At 41.1% G+C, this 19,762-nt stretch carries 22 protein-coding genes and 1 riboswitch; of the genes, 18 read left to right on the top strand and 4 right to left on the bottom strand.

Features of this window, described 5'->3' with window-relative positions:
• The first annotated feature begins 157 nt into the window (after window positions 1-157).
• The 15 genes from BCAMP_RS01310 (at window position 158) to sufB (ending at window position 13,691) form a co-directional block, all read left to right on the top strand.
• Window positions 158-1,258, top strand: coding sequence for a nitric oxide synthase oxygenase (locus BCAMP_RS01310; RefSeq protein ID WP_035313044.1), 1,101 nt, complete (start codon window positions 158-160; stop codon window positions 1,256-1,258).
• Window positions 1,259-1,306: 48 nt separating this feature from the next.
• Window positions 1,307-1,771 carry an NUDIX hydrolase gene (locus BCAMP_RS01315; protein ID WP_035313045.1) on the top strand — a complete coding sequence of 155 codons (465 nt, stop codon included), beginning with the start codon at window positions 1,307-1,309 and terminating at the stop codon, window positions 1,769-1,771.
• Between the two features lie 28 nt (window positions 1,772-1,799).
• Window positions 1,800-3,005, top strand: coding sequence for an FtsW/RodA/SpoVE family cell cycle protein (locus BCAMP_RS01320; protein WP_051456787.1), 1,206 nt, complete (start codon window positions 1,800-1,802; stop codon window positions 3,003-3,005).
• A gap of 138 nt (window positions 3,006-3,143) precedes the next feature.
• Entirely contained in the window at window positions 3,144-3,497 is a 354-nt protein-coding gene (locus BCAMP_RS01325; RefSeq protein WP_035313046.1) for a Spx/MgsR family RNA polymerase-binding regulatory protein, read from the top strand.
• A 32-nt stretch (window positions 3,498-3,529) separates the two neighbouring features.
• A complete protein-coding gene (gene gcvH, locus BCAMP_RS01330) occupies window positions 3,530-3,913 on the top strand; it encodes a glycine cleavage system protein GcvH (RefSeq protein ID WP_035313047.1) in 384 nt (127 codons plus the stop codon).
• Window positions 3,914-4,135: 222 nt separating this feature from the next.
• Window positions 4,136-4,459, top strand: coding sequence for a thioredoxin family protein (locus BCAMP_RS01335; RefSeq protein WP_035313048.1), 324 nt, complete (start codon window positions 4,136-4,138; stop codon window positions 4,457-4,459).
• A 59-nt stretch (window positions 4,460-4,518) separates the two neighbouring features.
• Window positions 4,519-4,625, top strand: a riboswitch (SAM riboswitch).
• Between the two features lie 97 nt (window positions 4,626-4,722).
• Window positions 4,723-5,745: a methionine ABC transporter ATP-binding protein gene (locus BCAMP_RS01340; protein ID WP_035313049.1), complete on the top strand. Its 1,023-nt coding sequence runs from the start codon at window positions 4,723-4,725 to the stop codon at window positions 5,743-5,745.
• Window positions 5,742-6,419 carry a methionine ABC transporter permease gene (locus tag BCAMP_RS01345; protein ID WP_035313050.1) on the top strand — a complete coding sequence of 226 codons (678 nt, stop codon included), beginning with the start codon at window positions 5,742-5,744 and terminating at the stop codon, window positions 6,417-6,419. The genes BCAMP_RS01340 and BCAMP_RS01345 overlap by 4 nt, the downstream gene beginning before the upstream one ends.
• Before the next feature lie 23 nt (window positions 6,420-6,442).
• On the top strand, window positions 6,443-7,261 hold the full coding sequence (locus BCAMP_RS01350; RefSeq protein ID WP_035313051.1) for a MetQ/NlpA family ABC transporter substrate-binding protein: 819 nt from the start codon (window positions 6,443-6,445) through the stop codon (window positions 7,259-7,261).
• A 99-nt stretch (window positions 7,262-7,360) separates the two neighbouring features.
• Window positions 7,361-8,188, top strand: a complete 828-nt coding sequence (locus BCAMP_RS01355) for a MetQ/NlpA family ABC transporter substrate-binding protein (protein ID WP_035313052.1) — start codon at window positions 7,361-7,363, stop codon at window positions 8,186-8,188.
• Window positions 8,189-8,500: 312 nt separating this feature from the next.
• Window positions 8,501-9,283, top strand: a complete 783-nt coding sequence (gene sufC / locus BCAMP_RS01360; protein ID WP_035313053.1) for a Fe-S cluster assembly ATPase SufC — start codon at window positions 8,501-8,503, stop codon at window positions 9,281-9,283.
• Window positions 9,284-9,302: 19 nt separating this feature from the next.
• On the top strand, window positions 9,303-10,613 hold the full coding sequence (gene sufD, locus BCAMP_RS01365; protein ID WP_035313054.1) for a Fe-S cluster assembly protein SufD: 1,311 nt from the start codon (window positions 9,303-9,305) through the stop codon (window positions 10,611-10,613).
• Window positions 10,613-11,845 carry a cysteine desulfurase gene (locus BCAMP_RS01370; RefSeq protein ID WP_035313055.1) on the top strand — a complete coding sequence of 411 codons (1,233 nt, stop codon included), beginning with the start codon at window positions 10,613-10,615 and terminating at the stop codon, window positions 11,843-11,845. Before sufD ends, BCAMP_RS01370 begins: the two co-directional genes overlap by 1 nt.
• Window positions 11,832-12,278, top strand: coding sequence for a Fe-S cluster assembly sulfur transfer protein SufU (gene sufU, locus BCAMP_RS01375; RefSeq protein WP_035313081.1), 447 nt, complete (start codon window positions 11,832-11,834; stop codon window positions 12,276-12,278). The genes BCAMP_RS01370 and sufU overlap by 14 nt, the downstream gene beginning before the upstream one ends.
• 15 nt (window positions 12,279-12,293) lie before the next feature.
• Complete coding sequence (sufB, locus tag BCAMP_RS01380) at window positions 12,294-13,691, top strand: Fe-S cluster assembly protein SufB (RefSeq protein ID WP_035313056.1); 1,398 nt, start codon at window positions 12,294-12,296, stop codon at window positions 13,689-13,691.
• Window positions 13,692-14,101: 410 nt separating this feature from the next.
• Here the strand turns inward: sufB and BCAMP_RS01385 are convergent, their stop codons facing one another.
• The 4 genes from BCAMP_RS01385 to BCAMP_RS01400 all read right to left on the bottom strand — a co-directional run bounded on the left by BCAMP_RS01385 (window position 14,102) and on the right by BCAMP_RS01400 (window position 17,799).
• Window positions 14,102-15,097 (bottom strand): pirin family protein, encoded by a 996-nt coding sequence (locus BCAMP_RS01385; RefSeq protein ID WP_051456788.1) that lies wholly within the window; start codon window positions 15,095-15,097, stop codon window positions 14,102-14,104.
• A gap of 27 nt (window positions 15,098-15,124) precedes the next feature.
• Window positions 15,125-15,856 carry an SDR family NAD(P)-dependent oxidoreductase gene (locus BCAMP_RS01390; protein WP_035313057.1) on the bottom strand — a complete coding sequence of 244 codons (732 nt, stop codon included), beginning with the start codon at window positions 15,854-15,856 and terminating at the stop codon, window positions 15,125-15,127.
• 23 nt (window positions 15,857-15,879) lie between these two features.
• On the bottom strand, window positions 15,880-16,833 hold the full coding sequence (locus BCAMP_RS01395; RefSeq protein ID WP_084038413.1) for an NADP-dependent oxidoreductase: 954 nt from the start codon (window positions 16,831-16,833) through the stop codon (window positions 15,880-15,882).
• A 165-nt stretch (window positions 16,834-16,998) separates the two neighbouring features.
• On the bottom strand, window positions 16,999-17,799 hold the full coding sequence (locus BCAMP_RS01400) for a LysR family transcriptional regulator substrate-binding protein (RefSeq protein ID WP_198015669.1): 801 nt from the start codon (window positions 17,797-17,799) through the stop codon (window positions 16,999-17,001).
• Between BCAMP_RS01400 and BCAMP_RS01405 the strand changes: the two genes are divergently transcribed.
• From BCAMP_RS01405 to BCAMP_RS01415, 3 genes are all read left to right on the top strand, one after another.
• Window positions 17,780-18,121, top strand: coding sequence for an MFS transporter (locus tag BCAMP_RS01405; protein ID WP_035313061.1), 342 nt, complete (start codon window positions 17,780-17,782; stop codon window positions 18,119-18,121). The two genes, BCAMP_RS01400 and BCAMP_RS01405, sit on opposite strands and share 20 nt — an antisense overlap.
• A gap of 325 nt (window positions 18,122-18,446) precedes the next feature.
• Complete coding sequence (locus BCAMP_RS01410; RefSeq protein WP_035313062.1) at window positions 18,447-18,875, top strand: adhesive domain-containing protein; 429 nt, start codon at window positions 18,447-18,449, stop codon at window positions 18,873-18,875.
• A gap of 8 nt (window positions 18,876-18,883) precedes the next feature.
• A partial coding sequence (locus tag BCAMP_RS01415; protein ID WP_035313063.1) for an adhesive domain-containing protein occupies window positions 18,884-19,762 on the top strand: 879 nt, incomplete at its 3' end.

Consider the following 19,762-nt stretch of genomic DNA (forward strand, 5'->3'; position numbering starts at 1 on the left):
GTCGCTTGACCACTTTTCACAGAAAAAGCAGTTTGATTCGACTTTGTCTACAATCTGGAGCCAACATTTTTTGTTGGCTTCTTTTTTTGTCCTCCTTTTAGCAAACCAACTGAATTTAATTGCAATTATTGGTATAATAAACTGTAATTAGGGAGTGATGATGAAAGTGACGTTAGTTGAAGAAGCACGAGTATTTATAGCGGAATGCTATAAAGAATTGAATAAGACGTCTGCGTTAGCTCAACGACTTAAGCAAATTGAATGTGAAATTAAAACAACTCATACATATAAACATACCGAAGAGGAACTCGCGCATGGCGTGAAAATGGCTTGGCGCAACAACAACCGTTGCATCGGCCGTCTCTTTTGGCAACAACTGCAATTGATTGATGCTAGATCGGCGACGACAGCTGTTGAGGTTGAAGCGGCGTTGTTGCATCATATTGAAGCGGGTACGAATGGTGGAGCGATTAGACCAACAATTACGGTCTTTGAGCCAGGAAGGGTGCGGATTTGGAATGAGCAATTGATTCGCTATGCTGGCTATATTGTTGATGGCAAACAAATCGGTGATCCCTTATCAAATGACATTACGAAACTTTGTCAACGATTAGGATGGCAATCGAATAAAACTGACTTTGATGTCCTGCCATTATTGTTTCAAGTGGATGAACACTCGCCCTTGTGTATGCGGGACATTCCGTCACCGTTAGTAAAAGAAGTAACGATCACACATCCAGACTATCCAAAATTGGCAGAATTAAGCTTGAAATGGTATGCAGTGCCGATTATCGCCAATATGCGTCTAAGCATCGGTGGTATTTCTTATGAAGCTTGTCCGTTTAACGGCTGGTACATGGGAACCGAGATTGCTTCACGTAACCTCGTCGATACTGCCCGTTATAATAAATTGCCCGCGATTGCGACCGCCTTAGGAATTGAGACGCGCAAAAATCGTGAGTTGTGGCAGGACCGTGCCTTACTCGAGTTGAATTACGCAGTGTTAGATTCCTACAAGCGGGCAAAAGTGCAAATGGTCGATCATCATACGGCAGCCAAACAATTTGCCCAATTTGAGTCGAATGAAGTGGAAGCACACCGTGAAGTTACAGGGAACTGGGCGTGGTTGATACCACCGATGTCGCCTGCAAGCACACATATTTTCCATCAGCCCTATGCGAATACGACCAAAACACCTAACTTTTTTTATAAAAAATCACTGTTTGAGAAGGAAAATCACTGTCCTTTTCAGCAATAAAAGAGTACTCTTAAATAAGACCATTTTTTGAACGAAAAGAGGACTAAGATGTTAAAATATACCATCTGTTTTATTAAATATCACGATTCACTTTTACTGTTGAATCGTTTAAAAGCGCCATGGATGGGCAGTTGGAATGGTGTCGGTGGCAAGTTGGAACCGAATGAAACGCCGCAAGCCTGTATCATTCGAGAAATACATGAAGAAACAGGGATACGTCTTGACAAAGTGACCGCGCGTGGTGAGATGCGATGGACTAATTTTGGCACCGCTAATGGAGGTATGTATTTATTTACCGCAGAATTAACAAAAAAACCATTTGTTGGTCCGCAGGTGAGCATTGAAGGGTTATTGGATTTTAAAACAATTGAATGGGTGCTGTCACCGGATAATACAGGAGTGGTTAACAATATTAAACCGCTGTTAGCAACGCTGTTTGAGGCGGAGCCAACTAGTATTTACCAGGCAGATTATGAAGTGAACAATTTGATACGTTTTGTGAAAGTGCAGTAGCAGACGTTTGGATGGAAGAGGGAATGATATGGAAAATAAAAATAAAGGCCAACGGATTGACTATGGTATTATCGTCACGATGTTATTGTTTGCGGCCGTTAGCTTAATCGCAATTTATACCGCCTTAAATACGGATCCAGCCTATGGTCGTTCATTGGTTATTCGCCAAGGGGCATTTTACATAATCGGAGCAGTCGCAGTTGCTGTAATTATGCGGATTGATCGGGAACTCATGATTAAACTGACCCCGTATTTATACGTATTTGGGCTGTTTATTTTACTACTCGTCCTTATTCCTGGCATCGGTGTCGAAGTCAATGGGGCACGTAGTTGGATAAAACTTCCAGTTGTTGGGCAGTTTCAACCAGCTGAATTAATGAAGATTTGCCTCGTATTAATGCAAGGTAAAGTTATTATCGAACATAATAAGGCGGCTAAAATTAGAACAGTCAGAACCGACTGGGTGTTATTGTTTAAAATATCACTAACATCGTTCATTCCATTTGTCTTAATTTTACTGGAGAACGATTTAGGAACCGGCTTAGTTATAATGGCGATTACGCTAGGTATGTTTATCATTTCAGGGATTACGTGGCGGATTCTCTTACCCTTGATTTTAGGCGTGTTCTCATTAGGCGCAGCGATGATTTATACTGTAATGGTTAAACCAGAATGGCTCGCATTGATTGGTTTCAAACAGTATCAATTTGGACGAATCACCTCGTGGTTGGATCCTTATTCATCTGCTGATTCAGATGGCTATCAATTAATTTTAGCAATGCAAGCCATCGGATCGGGTGAAATTACCGGTTATGAAGGCACGAATGGAATGGCATCAATTCCCGAAGGTCATACCGATATGATTTTTGCGATGATTAATCATCACTGGGGCTTTATTGCCGGCAGTATCGTTATTGCCTTGTTCTTTATTCTCGTCTACCAAATTATTGGAACAGCCTTGGATTTAAAAGATGAGTTTTACGCGGTTATTTGTACCGGTGTTGTGATGACAATTATGTTCCATGTGCTTGAAAATGCCGGGATGACAATTGGCTTGCTACCGATTACAGGGATTCCATTGCCATTTATTAGTTATGGTGGGACCTCGCTCGTCGTTAACTTGTTAGGGATAGGTGTCATAATGTCGATGCGTTTTAACTCACCTGATTCAATGTTTTCGAAAGAAGAAAAAGAAACTGATATTGCCTTATATGATGTTAAGAAACGAAAATAATAACTGCCGTCAGCACCTTCCTTACAGAAAGATGCTGGCTTTTTTTATTCAGAATCTTTCCGCTAAAAGGTTGTCCAAATACTAAAAATCAACTATGATAAGGATAGAAACAGAAAAAAGAAGAGTGAGGGATAATAAATGATTAAATTTTATGAATACCCTAAGTGTACGACGTGTAAGAAAGCCAAAAAATGGTTGTCTGATAACGATGTCGCTTTTGAAGCAATTGATATCGTAGAAGAAACACCGACTGCCGCACAATTAAAAGCAGCCTTTGAGAAAACAAACTTACCAATCAAACGTTTTTTCAACACAAGTGGTCAAAAATACCGCGAATCAAACTTAAAAAATAAGATTGATCGCATGACAAATGATGAAATTTTCGCCTTACTTGCAACTGATGGGATGTTAATTAAACGTCCATTAGCAATCAGTGATGAGATGGTTACCTTAGGTTTTAAAGAAGAAGATTACGCGCGTTTTTGGAAATAAAACTAAACTAACTGAAAAGGGGTTTTTTTAATATGACTGATTACAAAGCTTATAAATACACAGAGGAACATGAATGGGTAAAAAAAGACGGCGATAATTACTACATCGGTATTTCATTACATGCACAAGATGAACTAGGCGATATCGTTTTTGTTGAAGTTCCTGAAGTCGATGATACAATCGAAAAAGGCGATTCATTCGGAAGTGTTGAATCTGTTAAAACAGTCTCAGAACTTTATGCACCAGTTGGTGGTACCGTTGTTTCAGTCAATGAGCTACTTGAAGATGAGCCTGAAACGTTAAACCAAGATCCGTATGAAAAAGGTTGGATTTGTGCATTAACCGATGTTGATGAGGCAGCTTATAATGAGCTACTAACATATGAACAGTACGAAGCATTTATCGCAGAAGCATAAAAGAGAGCAATAAAAGTGAAGGCAGCAGGCATAACTTCGCAGATGTTGACATGTGAAAGAAGCGCGACTAATGACAGTCGCTGACTTTCGCATCAAATATCCCAGCTGTTAGCTTATTCAACGCTCAAATCAAAGCAGTTTAATTCCACTTTGACTATCATCTGAAATCATTCAAGGCGACAGACGCTTTGAATGATTTTTATTTTAAGAAGGAGGGATGTCATGCAAGAGTGGTACGAACCCTCATTTCATGAAGCAAGGGAACAGCAGCGCGCCTTTGCCGTCTTGTTTTACACACCGATGTGTGGCAGTTGTCACGTCGTGGAACGACAACTCGATATTATTGCAGAGACAGTTCCAGAACTGACGTTAGTTAAAATGAATCTCAATTATTTACCGAAAATCGTGCAAACTTATCAAATTCAAAGCGTTCCAAGCGTGTACCGCTTTGATACGAACGGTGTCGTCAAGCGCCTCACCGTGATTGATAATGTGACCGAATTGTATCGTGAGTTAATAGTGCTAAAAAAAAAAGTGAAACAGTGATTGACTTGTGTAGCGCAAGCCTTTATAATTACGTTAATAAGTATAACTTTATATGATATTTCTTATCAAGAGTGGTGGAGGGACTTGCCCGATGAAACCCAGCAACCCCATGAGAATGGACGGTGCTAAATCAAGCTAAGTGAGTGATCACTTAGAAAGATGAGAAGCGGGCTATTCTAATAATAGACGTTTCACATCTTTCTGAAATTCAGAAAGATGTTTTTTTATGCTTAAAAAGCGGTTAATAAGAAAGGTTGGAGCAGATGATTAAATTAGAAAATGTCAGCAAGACGTTTCAAACGCGCAACGGTGCAGTAGACGCTGTTAAAAATGTTAGTTTTGAGATTGAAACTGGCGAAATTTTCGGAATAATCGGCTATTCGGGAGCAGGTAAAAGTACGCTTATCCGGATGTTTAATGGCCTTGAAACACCAACAGCCGGTAATATTCAGTTAAATGATATCGCCATTTCAAATATCCAAGGGGCAGACCTTCGCAAGGCACGCCAAAAAATCGGCATGATTTTTCAACACTTTAACTTGTTATGGTCACGCACAGTCGCCGAAAATATTGCGTTTCCATTGGAAATTGCTGGTGTGAAAAAAGCAGAACGTGAGCGTCGTGTAGCTGAACTGATCCACTTAGTTGGCTTAGACGGACGTGACAAATCGTATCCCGCACAACTCAGTGGCGGTCAAAAACAACGGGTCGGCATTGCCCGAGCGTTAGCCAATGATCCTGACGTGTTGCTGTGTGATGAGGCGACCAGTGCGCTCGATCCACAGACAACAAGTGAGGTACTCAACTTGTTAACCGATATTAACAAACGTCTTGGCTTAACAATTATCCTAATTACGCATGAAATGCCCGTTATCCGTAAAATCTGTAACCGTGTCGCAGTGATGGAAGGCGGTAAAGTCGTCGAATTAGGCGAGGTCTTGACGGTATTCCAAACACCACAACAAGAAATCACCCGTCGTTTCGTCTCGCAGGCCACTGATGATACCCAAACAGCTGAGATTGAACAAATGTTGATTGAAACGTATCCGACCGGTTTACTAGCGCGCTTAGTCTTTACAGCCTCACAAACGACGCAGCCAGTCATTACCGACTTGGCGAAAAAATTCGACATCGATATTAGCATTTTACATGGATCGATGACACAAACACGCAACGGTGCGTATGGTTTCCTCTTTATCCAACTGGTTGGGGCCGAAGCGAACATTGCAGCAACGAAAGCATACCTAGCAGAGATTGACGTCAGAATGGAAGTGATTCGTGCATGAATGAATTAATGGAAAAATGGTTACCGAATATTAGCTGGTCAGAAGTATGGACGGCGACGCAAGAAACGTTAATTATGACAGTTATCTCAATCGTCTTTGTCTTTATTTTAGGCCTGTTACTCGCGTTACTCTTATTTTTAACACGCGATCAAAGCAACATCTTCATTAAACTAATCAATTGGGTGTCAGTGGCCTTCGTTAATATTTTCCGCTCGATTCCGTTCATCATCTTAATCGTCCTCCTGATGCCATTTACGAAAACCATCATGGGAACAGTCATTGGTACTGCGGGCGCATTCCCGGCCTTGATCATTTCAGCGGCACCATTTTATGCCCGCCTCGTTGAAATCGCCTTCGTTGAAATTGATAAAGGTGTGATTGAAGCGAGTCGTGCAATGGGTGCGAGTCAATGGACGATTATTCGTAAAGTATTATTGCCTGAAGCGATGCCGGCCATTATTTCTGGCTTAACCGTAACGACGATTTCATTGATTGGCTACACGGCAATGGCGGGGGTTATCGGCGCTGGTGGTTTAGGAAACATGGCTTACTTCACTGGTTTCCAACGCTCACAAAATGATGTGACATTTGTAACAACTGTTATTATTTTAATCCTCGTCTTTATTATCCAATTTATTGGCGATAAGATTACAACGAAACTTGATAAACGTTAATTAATTAAATGGGGGGAACAAACATGAAAAAAATCATTTTAAGTCTTGTTACTGTATTAGTACTTGTCACCTTAGCTGCCTGTGGTGGCAATGATGACGCCAAAAAAGACAGTGCTAAACTGGTGGTCGGTGCCTCAAACGTGCCGCACGCTGAGATTTTAGAAAAAGCAAAACCACTCCTTGCAAAAGAAGGGGTCGAACTTGAAATCAAAAAGTACCAAGATTACATTTTACCAAATAAACAATTGGCATCAGGTGATTTAGATGCCAACTATTTCCAACATATTCCTTACTTAGAACAATACAACAAAGATAACGAGACCGATTTAGTCAGTGCCGGCAAAATTCATATTGAACCGTTCGGTATTTATTCAGCTAAATTCAAAAAAGTCAGTGATATCAAAGACGGTGCGACGATTTTAATTAGTAACAGCACAGCTGACCAAGGACGGATTTTAATGTTACTTGAGCAAGAAGGGCTCGTTAAAATTAACGACAGCATTAAAGATAAAGTCACAGCTACAATTAAAGATATTGACAACATCAAACACTTGAAATTTTTAAATCAAGTTGATCCTGGCCTCTTGGCACAAGCGTATAAAAACGAGGAAGCTGATTTATATGCCATCAATACTAACTATGCGATTGATGCGGGCTTGCAACCGACAGAAGATGCGTTGATTCTTGAAAATTCTGACTCACCATACGCGAACATTGTAGCGGTGAACAAAGCAGATAAAGACAATGCTAATATTAAAAAATTAATTAAAGTATTGCACTCGAAAGCAATTCAAGACTTCATTACTGACAAATATGAGGGTGCGGTTTTACCAACCAAGTAACGATATAACAATAGTGTGGGAGTTCGCTCCTTCGCTATTTTATATATAGTTCAAAAAGAGTGAATATTCGCAATATTTATCAATTAGGAGGAATGGGATATGAAAAAAGCAATTTTAGTAATTATTAGCGCCATTTTATTAGTGGTATTGGCAGCATGTGGGTCAGCCGATGCGACAGCCGAGAAGAAAGAGAAAACAACGACGTTAGTGATAGGGGCATCTAACGTACCGCATGCCGAAATTTTAGAAGAGGCAAAACCAATCTTGAAAAAAGAAGGTATTATCTTAGATATTAAAAAATACCAAGATTACATCTTACCGAATAAAAACTTAGCAGATGGTGAATTAGACGCCAACTACTTCCAACATATTCCCTTTTTGGAGTTATCGAATAAAGAAAACGACACAGACTTAGTCAATGCCGGTAAAATTCATATTGAGCCCTTCGGTATTTACTCATCGAAATACAAAGATGTGGCTGATGTCAAAGACGGCGCAACCATTTTAATTAGTAATAACGTTGCTGAACATGGTCGTATTTTAATGTTATTAGAAAAAGAAGGCTTAGTGAAGATTAACGATTCAGTTGAAAATAAAGTCGATGCGACCCTCGATGATATTGAAAACACGAAACACTTGAAATTCTTAAATCAAATCGATCCAGGTTTACTTGCAAAAGCCTATAAAAATGACGAGGCTGATCTTTATGCCATCAATACGAACTATGCGTTAGATGCGGGCTTGAAACCAACGGAAGATGCCTTAATTTTAGAGGATGCTGATTCACCGTATGCAAATGTGATTGCGGTTAATGCCAAGGATAAAAACAAGGCAGCCATCAAAAAATTAGTTGCAGTTTTACAATCAAAAGAAATCCAAGATTTTATTACTGATAAATATGAAGGTGCCGTTGTGCCAGTGAAGTAGATAGCACTGGCACACGCATTTTCCTGAAAGCTTGACGATTCGTGTAGCTAGGATTTTTCAGTAATGAAAGGAGAGACGTTACATGTCTCTCCTTTTTTAATGTGGATCAAGAATTTATCAATTTAAAAGGCATACAATGTTTTCGTAATTTGTTACAATAAGGGTATGACAGTATGCTGAATTTGATTATCAATTTGAATCATCTAAGTGATAATCGCTAAAAGAAACCTTACACTGATGTGATTTCAGCATTGCTTTTAGATTAAAATCATACTAAACTAATAATTATTAGAAAAAGTTGGAGGGATATTAATGAGCACGTTACAAGTGAAAGATTTACATGTGTCAATTGAAGGAAAAGAAATTTTAAAAGGTGTTAACCTAACAATGAATTCCGGTGAAGTACATGCCATTATGGGACCAAACGGAACAGGTAAATCAACTTTATCATCAGCAATTATGGGGCATCCCTCATACGAAGTAACGTCTGGTGAAATTTTATTAGACGGCGAAGATGTCTTAGAAATGGAAGTTGATGAACGCGCACGCGCAGGTCTTTTCTTAGCAATGCAATACCCAAGTGAAGTCACTGGGATTACAAACGCTGAATTTATTCGTTCAGCAATCAACGCTCGTCGTGAAGAAGGCGACGAAATGCCAATTATGAAATACTTGAAACAATTAGATAAAACAATGGAAGGCCTTGAAATGACTGAAGAAATGGCAGAACGTTATGTCAACGAAGGTTTTTCTGGTGGTGAAAAGAAACGTAACGAAATTTTACAAATGATGATGATCAAACCTAAATTCGCAATTTTGGATGAGATTGACTCAGGCTTAGATATCGATGCATTGAAAATCGTTTCTAAAGGTGTCAATGAAATGCGTGGCGACGACTTTGGTTGCATGATTATTACCCATTACCAACGTCTCTTAAACTACATTACACCCGATCACGTTCATGTGATGATGAACGGTAAAGTTGCTTTATCAGGTGGACCAGAATTAGCTAAACGCTTAGAAGCGGAAGGTTATGAAGGCATTCGTGCTGAATTAGGACTTGAAGTAGATGCGAAAGAAGTAGCAAACGACTAAAAAAGGGAGGAAGATACAGATGGTCTTACAAACGATTGAAACCATTAACCCTGCATTTATTACGTCATTTGCGCAAAAAACAGCAGAACCGTCATGGTTAACTGATTTACGTATACAAGCATGGGCTAAAGCAGCAGAATTAGAGTTACCGTACGTTGATAAAACAAAGATTAAACGATGGAATTTCACAAAGTTCAGCCAATACGCTGGCTTGGCACAACCTAACTTCGGGAAGAAATTACCTGGAATCGTGGCTGAAATTGCCGATGTCGACAATCAAGAGATGTCGCTTTACATTCAAGAAGATCAAACACCTGTCCACTTACACCTGTCACAAGAAGCGATTGATAAAGGCGTTATTGTGCAAGACTTAGCAACAGCTGTTAAAGAAAACAGTGCGTTAGTGCAACAATACTTTATGACAACGGCTGTCAAAATGGATGAAAACCGTTTAACAGCCTTCCATACAGCGCTTGTTAATAGTGGCCTGTTTATTTATGTGCCTAAAAACGTTGAATTGTCAACACCAATTCAAGCTGTTTTCATTCAAAATGATGACCGTAAACCGTTTATGAACCATGCGATTATTGTGGCTGACGAAAGTTCAAAATTAACTTATGTTGAAAACTATGTCGGTCAAACAGGGAAACGTCGTGCGATTGCGAACATTATTTCAGAAGTTATCGTTAAAGATAACGCCATCGTTACTTACGGTGCAGTCGATACGCTAGACGCAAGCGTGACGTCATACATTAACCGTCGTGGTCACGTCTTACGCGATGCTACTTTAAACTGGGCAATCGGTGTGATGAATGATGGCAACTCAGTCATTAACCATTTAACAAACCTTGTGGGTGATAACTCAAACAGTGATGTTAAAACAGTTACGGTTGGAACAGGTAAACAAACACAAAACTTCACAACCGAAATCCGTCAATTTGGGAAAGCCTCTAACGGCATGATTTTAAAACACGGTGTTGTATTAGACGCAGCGACGTCAATCTTCAACGGTATTGGTCATATTATGCACAATGCCAAAGGTGCTGATGCACAACAAGAATCACGTGTTCTCATGTTAAGCGATAGCGCACGTGGCGATGCGAACCCGATTTTATTAATTGATGAAGACGAAGTAACAGCGGGTCACGCTGCCTCTGTCGGTCGTGTGGATGAAGAAGCGTTATTCTATCTTCAAAGTCGTGGTCTGAGCTTACATGAAGCTGAACGTTTAGTTATTCACGGTTTCTTGAATCCAGTTGTGGATCAATTACCAATTAAACGCGTGAGTGAATTACTCTCACACGAGATTGAAAGGAAAGTGAAACGCTAATGAACCCTTTATCTGTCAAAGCTGATTTTCCGATTTTAACGCAGGTGGTTAATGAACGTCCGCTTGTTTATCTTGATAACGCTGCGACGTCTCAAAAACCCCAATGCGTGATTGATGCAGTGTCGCATTATTATGAAACAACGAATAGTAATGTGCACCGTGGTGTACATACGCTCGGTTCTCAAGCGACAGATTTATACGAGGGTGCCCGTGCGAAAGTACAGGCGTTCATTAAGGCAAACGATGCAGCTGAAATCATCTTTACCCGTGGCACAACAGCTTCTATCAATATCGTGGCCTCAAGCTACGCGATGGCACAGTTGCAGGTAGGCGATGAAATCGTCATTTCACCAGCCGAACATCACAGTAATTTGATTCCATGGCAGCAGGTTGCTCAGCAAACCGGTGCAACCTTAACTTACTTTGAGTTGGAGGTAGACGGTCGTCTGACAGTTGAGAAAGCAGCTGCAGCGATTAATAAACAAACTAAAATCGTGGCTTTAGCCCAGGCCTCAAATGTGCTGGGGACGATTAATCCAATTAAAGAGATTGCGGCCATCGCTCATGCCAACGGTGCCATCATCGTGGTTGATGGGGCACAATCCGTGCCACATTTACCAGTTGATGTCCAAGAACTCGACATTGATTTCTTGGCATTTTCGGGACATAAGATGATGGGACCAACCGGTATCGGTGTCTTATATGGCAAACGGGCTTTGCTCGAAGCAATGGATCCAGTTGAGTATGGCGGCGAGATGATCGATTTTGTAACGTTGGAAGGGGCAACTTGGAAAGAGTTGCCGTGGAAATTCGAAGCAGGTACACCGATTATTGCCGGGGCAATTGGCTTAGGTGCGGCAATTGACTACTTGAATACGATCGGGATGGCAACCGTAGCAGCCCATGGCACAGAACTGGTGGCCTATGCGCTTGAACGGTTACGTACAATTGAGGGCATTGACATACACGGTCCGCTTGATCCGCAACAACGAACAGCCTTAGTGTCATTCAATGTCGGTGATATACATCCGCATGACTTATCGACGGTACTAGATGAACAAGGGATTGCGATTCGGGCCGGTCATCACTGCGCCCAACCGTTAATGAAATGGCTCGGGGCCTCATCAACGGCCCGTGCAAGTTTTTATATGTACAATACGAAAGCGGAAGTCGATGCCCTCGTGGCAGCAATCGAACTGACAAAGGAGTATTTTGGCTATGGTGAAGCGTAATTTAGATCAATTATACCGACAAGTAATTATTGAACATTATCGTAAACCGCGTAACAGTGGCGAGCTTACGAATGAGACGCATCAAATTGAAATGAATAACCCAACCTGTGGCGATCAGATTTTTTTACATCTGAAAGTAGTAGATAGCCTAATTGAAGAGGCGAAGTTTACTGGCTCAGGTTGCTCGATTTCAATTGCGTCAGCCTCAATGATGACTGAAACAATTAAAGGACATACGATTGAACAGGCGCTCCTAATATCGGACGACTTTTCAGCGATGATGCAAGGGCAACCACATGCACACATCGATGAAGAAAACGGTGAATTAGAAGCCTTGGCAGGCGTTGCCCAGTTTCCAGCCCGCATCAAGTGTGCCACCTTAGCTTGGAAGGCGATGGAAAAAGCACTGGCAACGACAGAAACGAACAATTAACGAGGAGGAATGACAATGGCTCCCAATATGCCAGAATTAAGCGATTATGAATATGGTTTCCACGATAAGGACGTCTCTATTTTTAGAACAGAACGTGGCTTAACAGCTGAAATCGTTACTGAAATTTCCAACATGAAAAAAGAACCACAATGGATGCTTGACTTCCGTTTACGTTCCCTAGAACAATTTTATAAAATGCCAATGCCAATTTGGGGTGGTGACCTCTCTGAACTGAAATTTGAGGACATTACGTATTACGTTAAACCGTCTGAAGGAACAGTAAGTGACTGGGATGAAGTACCAGCTGAAATCAAGGCAACGTTTGATAAACTTGGTATTCCAGAGGCTGAACAAAAATATTTAGCCGGTGCATCTGCACAGTACGAATCAGAAGTGGTGTATCACAACATTCAAAAAGACCTTGAAGACAAGGGTGTTATTTTTAAAGATACCGACTCAGCCTTACGCGAAAATGAAGCTATTTTCCGTGAGTACTTCGGTAAAATTATCCCACCGCAAGATAATAAGTTTTCAGCCTTGAACTCAGCCGTTTGGTCGGGTGGCTCGTTCATCTACTGCCCACCTGGTGTAAAGGTAGAAACGCCATTACAAGCGTACTTCCGTATTAACTCACCGAATATGGGCCAATTTGAACGAACGTTGATTATCGTTGACGAAGGCGGTTCAATCAACTATGTTGAAGGCTGTACTGCTCCTGTTTATACGACGAACTCACTGCACTCTGCTGTCGTTGAAATCATGGTAAAAGAAGGCGGCTATTGCCGTTATACGACGATTCAAAACTGGGCGAACAACGTTTATAACTTAGTGACAAAACGTACATTCTGTGATGCAAATGCAACAATGGAATGGATTGATGGGAACATTGGTTCAAAATTAACAATGAAATACCCATCGGTTTACCTTCGGGGCGAAGGCGCGCGTGGCACAACCTTAACAATTGCGATTGGTGGCCGTGGCCAACGTCAAGATACCGGAACAAAAATGATTCACTTGGCGCCAAACACATCTTCTTCGATTGTCTCGAAATCAATTGCTAAACAAGGTGGTAACGTTACTTATCGTGGGATGGTTCACTTTGGTCGTAAAGCGAAAAATGCGCGTTCGAATATCGAATGTGATACGCTCATTATGGACCATGAATCAACGTCGGATACGATTCCGTACAACGAAATTTTAAACAGTCAAATTTCATTAGAACATGAGGCTAAAGTGTCACGTGTATCTGAAGAACAGTTATTTTACCTCATGAGCCGTGGCTTGACTGAAGTAGAAGCAACTGAAATGATTGTAATGGGCTTTATTGAACCCTTTACCAAAGAATTACCGATGGAATATGCCGTTGAAATGAACCGTCTCATTAAATTTGAGATGGAAGGATCAATTGGTTAGAGATTAAAACAAAGCTAGGGCTGCTGTTACATTGGCAGCTTTGGCTTTTTTTTATAGCTCTTTTTTCATCAAAGACGGCTAACAAAGATGGTGTGGTTGTGTTGTCGGTTGGTACTCTTTAGTTTCTCTACAATTGCACTCATAATCAGTGTCACTAAAATATTGGGGGTGGTATGTGCATCGCTATTCAAAACAACGTCAGCAATTTGTAAGTGAATTAAGCGGTCATGTTGAGAAATGATCAGTGGCTGCCTATAGTCAACTGCTGGACTACCTGCTAGTTATACAATTTAATTATCAAACAGAGAGCCTCCCGACATTATTCAGGGGAGGCTCTCTGTTTGTAGACAAAGTCTAATTCAATGTCATTTATTTTCTAAGTTATTTGTTTCTAACCGATTTATTTAACGCTAGGACTTCAACTGATCCGCTGACGAAAAGCGTGGTTGATCAGCCGCTATTTTAGGGTCATGGCTATCCCACGGCCAGCCACCAAATTGTGTCACTTCAAAATCGGCATAGGCTTGTTCAACTTCTGCACGCGTAGTCATCACAAATGGGCCATAAGCAAAGACCGGTTCATCAATCGTCTGACCGATAAACACCATAAAGGTCGTGTCAGCTGTGGCTTCAAAGGTTGTCGGCTCATCATCGGTATAAACGAGTAATGTTTTTGCTGGAATGACGGAGTCTTTATGAGTGAGGCTACCGCTCATAACATACAGTTGTACCTTAACATCAGTTGGATAAGCCGGAATCACAAAGTGATTGCCAGCCTCGATTTGACCATCCCAGACATTGATGTGATGGTTGGCTTCAAAGCCATAAGAACTGGCAGGGGCACTGCCAGAGACGGCATCATCGTAACGGCCAACGAGCACTTTTAAATAATTTTTAGCAGGGTTTGTTTCAGCCAATGGCACGACTGGAATCGTTTCACGCCAATGCATTTGGTAGGCCGGCTCGCCCATTTTTAAACGTTTGGGCATGTTGAGCCAAATTTGGACGATTTCAAACGGATTCGGCTGCTCGGTTTCAATCAAAGGAAACATTTCAGCGTGCTGAATGCCCTTACCTGCAACCATCCATTGCACATCGCCATCAGCATAGCGGCCACTGTTACCAAATGAATCGAAGTGGTCGATTACCCCCTTACGTGCGTATGTAATCGTCTCAAAACCACGGTGTGGATGTGCGGGAAAACCCGGCACATGGCGGCCATGATACATTTTCCAGCCCCGTGTTTTACTAAAATCATTGCCTTTAATCCAGTCAGTCGGGTATTCACTCGGTGCCATGTTACCGTCGCCACTAGGATAAGTATCCGTGTGATGACCGACTAAAATAAAGGGGTTTTGCACCGGGATTCGGGCTGAATCGACCGGATAAGCTTTACCTTTCATCATCAGAACATTCCTCCTAACGAATGGGTCTTAGTTAATACCCATTTGAGTTAACCATTCGTGATAATTTGTTTTTAAGCGAAGTGCAATGGAAGCATCAGTAATATTTTGTCCTTCTTCAAAGGCGATGATACCAGCAATGCGTCCCACTTCGACTGCGTCGATATAATCAGGACTAGAGTACATCGCACCACGTGAACGCGTATTGATTGGGCCAAGGTTAATATCGTTAATGCGGATTTGGTTCGGATCATTTTCAGCCGATAAGACACGACGTAACATTAACTCAGCGGCATTGGCTACTGAAATTGGTCCTGAATGAGGCACGGGTCTGACCGATGAAAGACCAACGATAAAGCTATAGCTTCCGCGTGGTGCGATATAAGGAATAAACGTTTTCGCGACGATAAAGTGTGTGGTTAAACTACTGTTGATAATGTAATTCCATCGTTCTAATGAAAGGTCGGTTAATTTATCACCAGACCACCAGCCAAATAAGGAAGAGACCATTGCATCGATTTGACCGTATGTCGCAATAATTTCATCTCTCACACGAATCGCATCTGTTTCATCAGCAATATTTCCTTCAATAAAATGGAGGTTTTTACCATTCGGTGCAATGTAAGCTTGAACCTTCGCAATTTTAGTCATATTACGCGTCGGAATAACGACAGTTGCTCCTTGAGAAACAAACCATTTGGCAATCCCTTCACCAACACTCCCCGTTCCACCAGCGACAACAACAATTTTATCTTTATACATACGATCTCCTCCTTTAGTTTTTATTAATCCTCAGTAGTTAAAATGATTTTTCCAGCGGCGCGATCACTGACGATTAAGCGATGGGCTTCTTGTACACCGGCGACAGTTAACGGTAATGTTTCAGCAATTTTGAGTGTTAGACCATGTTCTTCGTAAAATTTGAATAAGAATGGCATCACAACCGCATTCGTCATTGCCGGTGTCCGTGATAAGAAGACGACTTTGACGTTTTTACCGAGGGTATCCTGTGGTAAGGTTGTCATCCCTAAATAAGTGCCGCCTTCTTTCACAAGTTGTAACGCAACTTTTTCACCCTTATTGAAGAGCGATGCATCAACGACGAAGTCGGCTTTGTTAGCATAAGCTGCTACAGCATCACTGTCACGATAGTCAATAAAAACATTGGCACCCGATTCTTTGAGGTAGGCTTCATTATGTGCACTTGCGAGGGCAATGATGGTCACATCAAAACTTTTGGCCAGTTGAACGACGAAGTTACCAACACTACCTGAGGCACCAACAACAGCGAGCGTATCACCTTTTTTGAGGTCATAAAAACCACCATAGAGCGCCCAATAAGCGGTTGAAGCAGTCGCCGAAAACCCGGCTGCGAAATCAAGTGGCATCTCAGCAGGGACTTTAAAGACATTGCGCGCGTTAGTTGTTAAATAATCAGCATAGCCGCCAGCGCCAGGTTTGACGATGACATTATCGCCGATACTGAGGTTGCTTGCATTGTCATATAATTTAACGACTTCACCAACGACTTCATTACCTAACACATGGAACTGAGCTGGTGCGGCACTACGACTCATTTTACCGCTGCGAACGAAGGCTTCAACAGGATTAATGCCAACTTTTTTGACTTTCACCAGCACATTATTCGTCGAATTAAGGGCAATCTCACCCGTACGTTCTTCAAACACATCAACGTCACCAAATCGATCAAACCCAATTGTTTTTGCTGTAACCATCATTAAAATCTCCTTCTTTCATCCTTTTATTTTAGGTAACCCTCTTACTTAAAGTAAGTATACAACGATGTTGAAATAACTGCAAGTCTAGTGCTTGAATAGTTACAAAGGATTAGCCTTAACAAAAAACAGCTGAGCAATGGTCTGCTAGCTGCCAATCGATACGACTTAATTGTTTACTTCAAGGTATTTTTCCATCAAAATAGCAGCGACAACATCCATAAAGAAACGGGCACGACGTGAGGGCGTCGCATACTTTAAGGTGATGATACTCGGTTTGGTGACGGAAGTGACGTCTTTAATCGCAACCGCTTGCAACTGATTCGCAAAGACGTCGTGAATTTCAGATTGTGGTAAAATCGCGACCCCGATTTTTTCGACGACAAAGTTGAGCAAGGTGAAAATATCTTTGCATTCTAACACAATATTAGGCGTTAAGTTTTTGAGGCTAAAAAAATTGAGGATGTTTTCGTGGATCGAAAAGCCATCCATCGCACCGAGCATCAACAGCGGATACTTATTAACCTGTTGTAACGAAATCGCTGGTGTTGCGAGTTGTTGATGCCAGCTCGTCGGCATAACAACAACAAAGGGTTCCTGCTTCAAACGAATGACATCATAATTCGTTAAGTCGGCTGGTTGTAACATAAAGGCGAGCTCGATTTCTTCAGTTAATAAGAGCTGTTCGAGATAGGCCGAATCGCCCTTATACATTTTAATGAAAACGTCGGGATAATGTTGGCGATAAGCGTGGATCATCTCGTGTAAGTATTTGGCACAACTGGTGGCGACACCAATCGCCAGTGTGCCCATAAGTCCACCTTCAAGCGCGGCGATTTCGGTTTTGACATAATCCAGTTGGTTAATCATTTGTTTGGCATGTTGATAAAGCAAGCGGCCAGATTCGGTCACAGGTCGTTTATTTGATACGAAGGACCCCAACTTTATTATGTACCCGGCGTTAATCATCCTCATTATCGGGATGTTTATTTTAAGCCAAACAACAACTGGTGCCGTCTTGCTAATCGCAGGTGCTTTTATTGGCTTAGGCTACGGGACGTATTTATCGAGCTGTCAAGCAGTTGCGATTAAACAGGCACCGCCACACCGGATTGGCTTAGCAACAGCAACCTTCTTTATCTTAACCGATATCGGTTTAGGCATTGGGCCATTTGTACAAGGCTATGTTGTGCCAACCTTAGGTTATAAAGGCTTGTATTTAATCTTAGGCTTTATTTTAATCATCTGTGTGCCATTGCACCATTTCTTGTATGAGAAAAATGAACAATAAGGTGTTGATTAAAGCAAAAAGCAGTCGCAAATAGCGATTGCTTTTTTTGTACATAACCGAGGAAATGACTGTTTTTTTTTAATAGCTAATCAAACAAGGTGGCGCTAGTTCAAAAAGTGAAAATCGAGTTGCATATTTTTATTTTGGCTAGTTATAAGTATCGTTAAAATATTTTTTTGATTAAAACAGTCCTAAATCGCTATTATTTTGTTGTTATATTATAAAATGATTTAATTTTCAGAATTGTCTCTCTTTTTATGATATAATTTATATACTGGCTATATCACTTGACATGGCCAACCATAAATGGGATGGGGGAATTCTTTTGAAGAAAACAAAGAACTATGATTTCAAGAAAAGAATTGAGAATAAACGCAAACTAAGAATTCAACAAATTGCAACGGCGGTTGTCGCTTTTGGACTCGTAACTTCGCCACTGTCAGTCAATTTTAATAAAAACTTATCATTTGATTATCATACTGTTTCGGCAGACACGGCTTCATTAGCACAAGTTAATTTACTTGGCAATACAAGTGTGTCTCAAACAGCAGTTGGAACAAATGCTTATGATATCACGGTTGCAGGAACAGCCTTAGCTGATCTCGAATTGTTAGGGACAAATCGAAAAGGTGTTGCCCAGGTTGATTTAAGCAGTATACCTGAAGAATTACGTGATCAGGTGACGATTACATCTGAAGGTGCTCACGTGCATGTCGAATTATTACCAATTACAATGGCCGATTTACCAGCCTAGGTAGTTTAGTGAGAGGTCTAACTAATACTGTTGGAACGACTGTTGCCTCTGTCTTGGATTTAGTTAATCAATTAGACAAATCAGTTATTCCTAATTCATTAATTACAATCAAAGGGATTGAAGAACTGTCAACAGCAGTTGATGCGTTAAATAATATTGATAAGGCATTAGCTAATTTATTAGCTTACGATGAAGATGTGTCTGTCACAGTGGGTGAGAATGGTGAGCTAGTTGCCGATTTTACGGCTGGATTAGGTAATCATCTCGAAAGTGCTGTGAACGATGTTGTTGTTCAAACGTTGCAAAATGTTGTAACGGCTTTAAATGCTTTAGAAATAAAAATTTTACCTGAAGCTGAAAAAATTCCACTGATTGGACTTGTACCAAAAACGTTAAATGCATTGATTGCAACAGTTTTCAAAACAGTAACCTCAACAACGTCACTGTTAACAGATGCAATTGGTAAAATATCAGATGGTACAATTGATATTGCTAATGATTTATTACAAGTACAAGTATTGGGAGAAATGTCAGTTAATTATAAAAATGTTAAATTAAATATTCCAGAAGAGTCATTAATTAACGCTGACTTAGCAGGCACATATCCAATTGCAGTTAAGGCTGGAATTTTGAGTGCAAATGTTATTGATATTTCGCTATTATCAGCATTATCAGATACAACGTCAGTTCCTTTAGTTGTTAATGGTACAAAGGTTGTTGTAACACCTCCTGAAGAAGGAGACGCTGATGCCGATGCTGACGCCGATGCGGATGCTGACGCGGATGCTGACGCTGATGCTGATGCTGACGCCGATGCAGATGCAGATGCCGATGCTGACGCGGATGCCGACGCCGATGCTGATGCCGATGCTGACGCCGATGCTGAT

Origin of the sequence: Brochothrix campestris FSL F6-1037 (genome assembly GCF_000525915.1) — a bacterium.
In the GTDB taxonomy this organism is placed as follows: Bacteria; Bacillota; Bacilli; order Lactobacillales; family Listeriaceae; genus Brochothrix; species Brochothrix campestris.

Excerpts from the sequence above, each read along its gene's own strand:
- BCAMP_RS01395 (WP_084038413.1), bottom strand. The coding sequence starts at position 16,833 with ATGATGGTTACAGCAAAAACAATTGGGTTTGATCGATTTGGTGACGTT.
- BCAMP_RS01335 (WP_035313048.1), top strand. The coding sequence starts at position 4,136 with ATGCAAGAGTGGTACGAACCCTCATTTCATGAAGCAAGGGAACAGCAG.
- BCAMP_RS01385 (WP_051456788.1), bottom strand. The coding sequence starts at position 15,097 with ATGATGAAAGGTAAAGCTTATCCGGTCGATTCAGCCCGAATCCCGGTG.
- BCAMP_RS01320 (WP_051456787.1), top strand. The coding sequence starts at position 1,800 with ATGGAAAATAAAAATAAAGGCCAACGGATTGACTATGGTATTATCGTC.
- BCAMP_RS01315 (WP_035313045.1), top strand. The coding sequence starts at position 1,307 with ATGTTAAAATATACCATCTGTTTTATTAAATATCACGATTCACTTTTA.
- BCAMP_RS01405 (WP_035313061.1), top strand. The coding sequence starts at position 17,780 with ATGTACCCGGCGTTAATCATCCTCATTATCGGGATGTTTATTTTAAGC.
- sufD (WP_035313054.1), top strand. The coding sequence starts at position 9,303 with ATGGTCTTACAAACGATTGAAACCATTAACCCTGCATTTATTACGTCA.
- sufB (WP_035313056.1), top strand. The coding sequence starts at position 12,294 with ATGGCTCCCAATATGCCAGAATTAAGCGATTATGAATATGGTTTCCAC.
- BCAMP_RS01390 (WP_035313057.1), bottom strand. The coding sequence starts at position 15,856 with ATGTATAAAGATAAAATTGTTGTTGTCGCTGGTGGAACGGGGAGTGTT.
- BCAMP_RS01400 (WP_198015669.1), bottom strand. The coding sequence starts at position 17,799 with ATGATTAACGCCGGGTACATAATAAAGTTGGGGTCCTTCGTATCAAAT.
- gcvH (WP_035313047.1), top strand. The coding sequence starts at position 3,530 with ATGACTGATTACAAAGCTTATAAATACACAGAGGAACATGAATGGGTA.
- BCAMP_RS01345 (WP_035313050.1), top strand. The coding sequence starts at position 5,742 with ATGAATGAATTAATGGAAAAATGGTTACCGAATATTAGCTGGTCAGAA.
- BCAMP_RS01325 (WP_035313046.1), top strand. The coding sequence starts at position 3,144 with ATGATTAAATTTTATGAATACCCTAAGTGTACGACGTGTAAGAAAGCC.
- BCAMP_RS01355 (WP_035313052.1), top strand. The coding sequence starts at position 7,361 with ATGAAAAAAGCAATTTTAGTAATTATTAGCGCCATTTTATTAGTGGTA.
- sufC (WP_035313053.1), top strand. The coding sequence starts at position 8,501 with ATGAGCACGTTACAAGTGAAAGATTTACATGTGTCAATTGAAGGAAAA.
- BCAMP_RS01350 (WP_035313051.1), top strand. The coding sequence starts at position 6,443 with ATGAAAAAAATCATTTTAAGTCTTGTTACTGTATTAGTACTTGTCACC.
- BCAMP_RS01370 (WP_035313055.1), top strand. The coding sequence starts at position 10,613 with ATGAACCCTTTATCTGTCAAAGCTGATTTTCCGATTTTAACGCAGGTG.
- BCAMP_RS01310 (WP_035313044.1), top strand. The coding sequence starts at position 158 with ATGATGAAAGTGACGTTAGTTGAAGAAGCACGAGTATTTATAGCGGAA.
- sufU (WP_035313081.1), top strand. The coding sequence starts at position 11,832 with ATGGTGAAGCGTAATTTAGATCAATTATACCGACAAGTAATTATTGAA.
- BCAMP_RS01340 (WP_035313049.1), top strand. The coding sequence starts at position 4,723 with ATGATTAAATTAGAAAATGTCAGCAAGACGTTTCAAACGCGCAACGGT.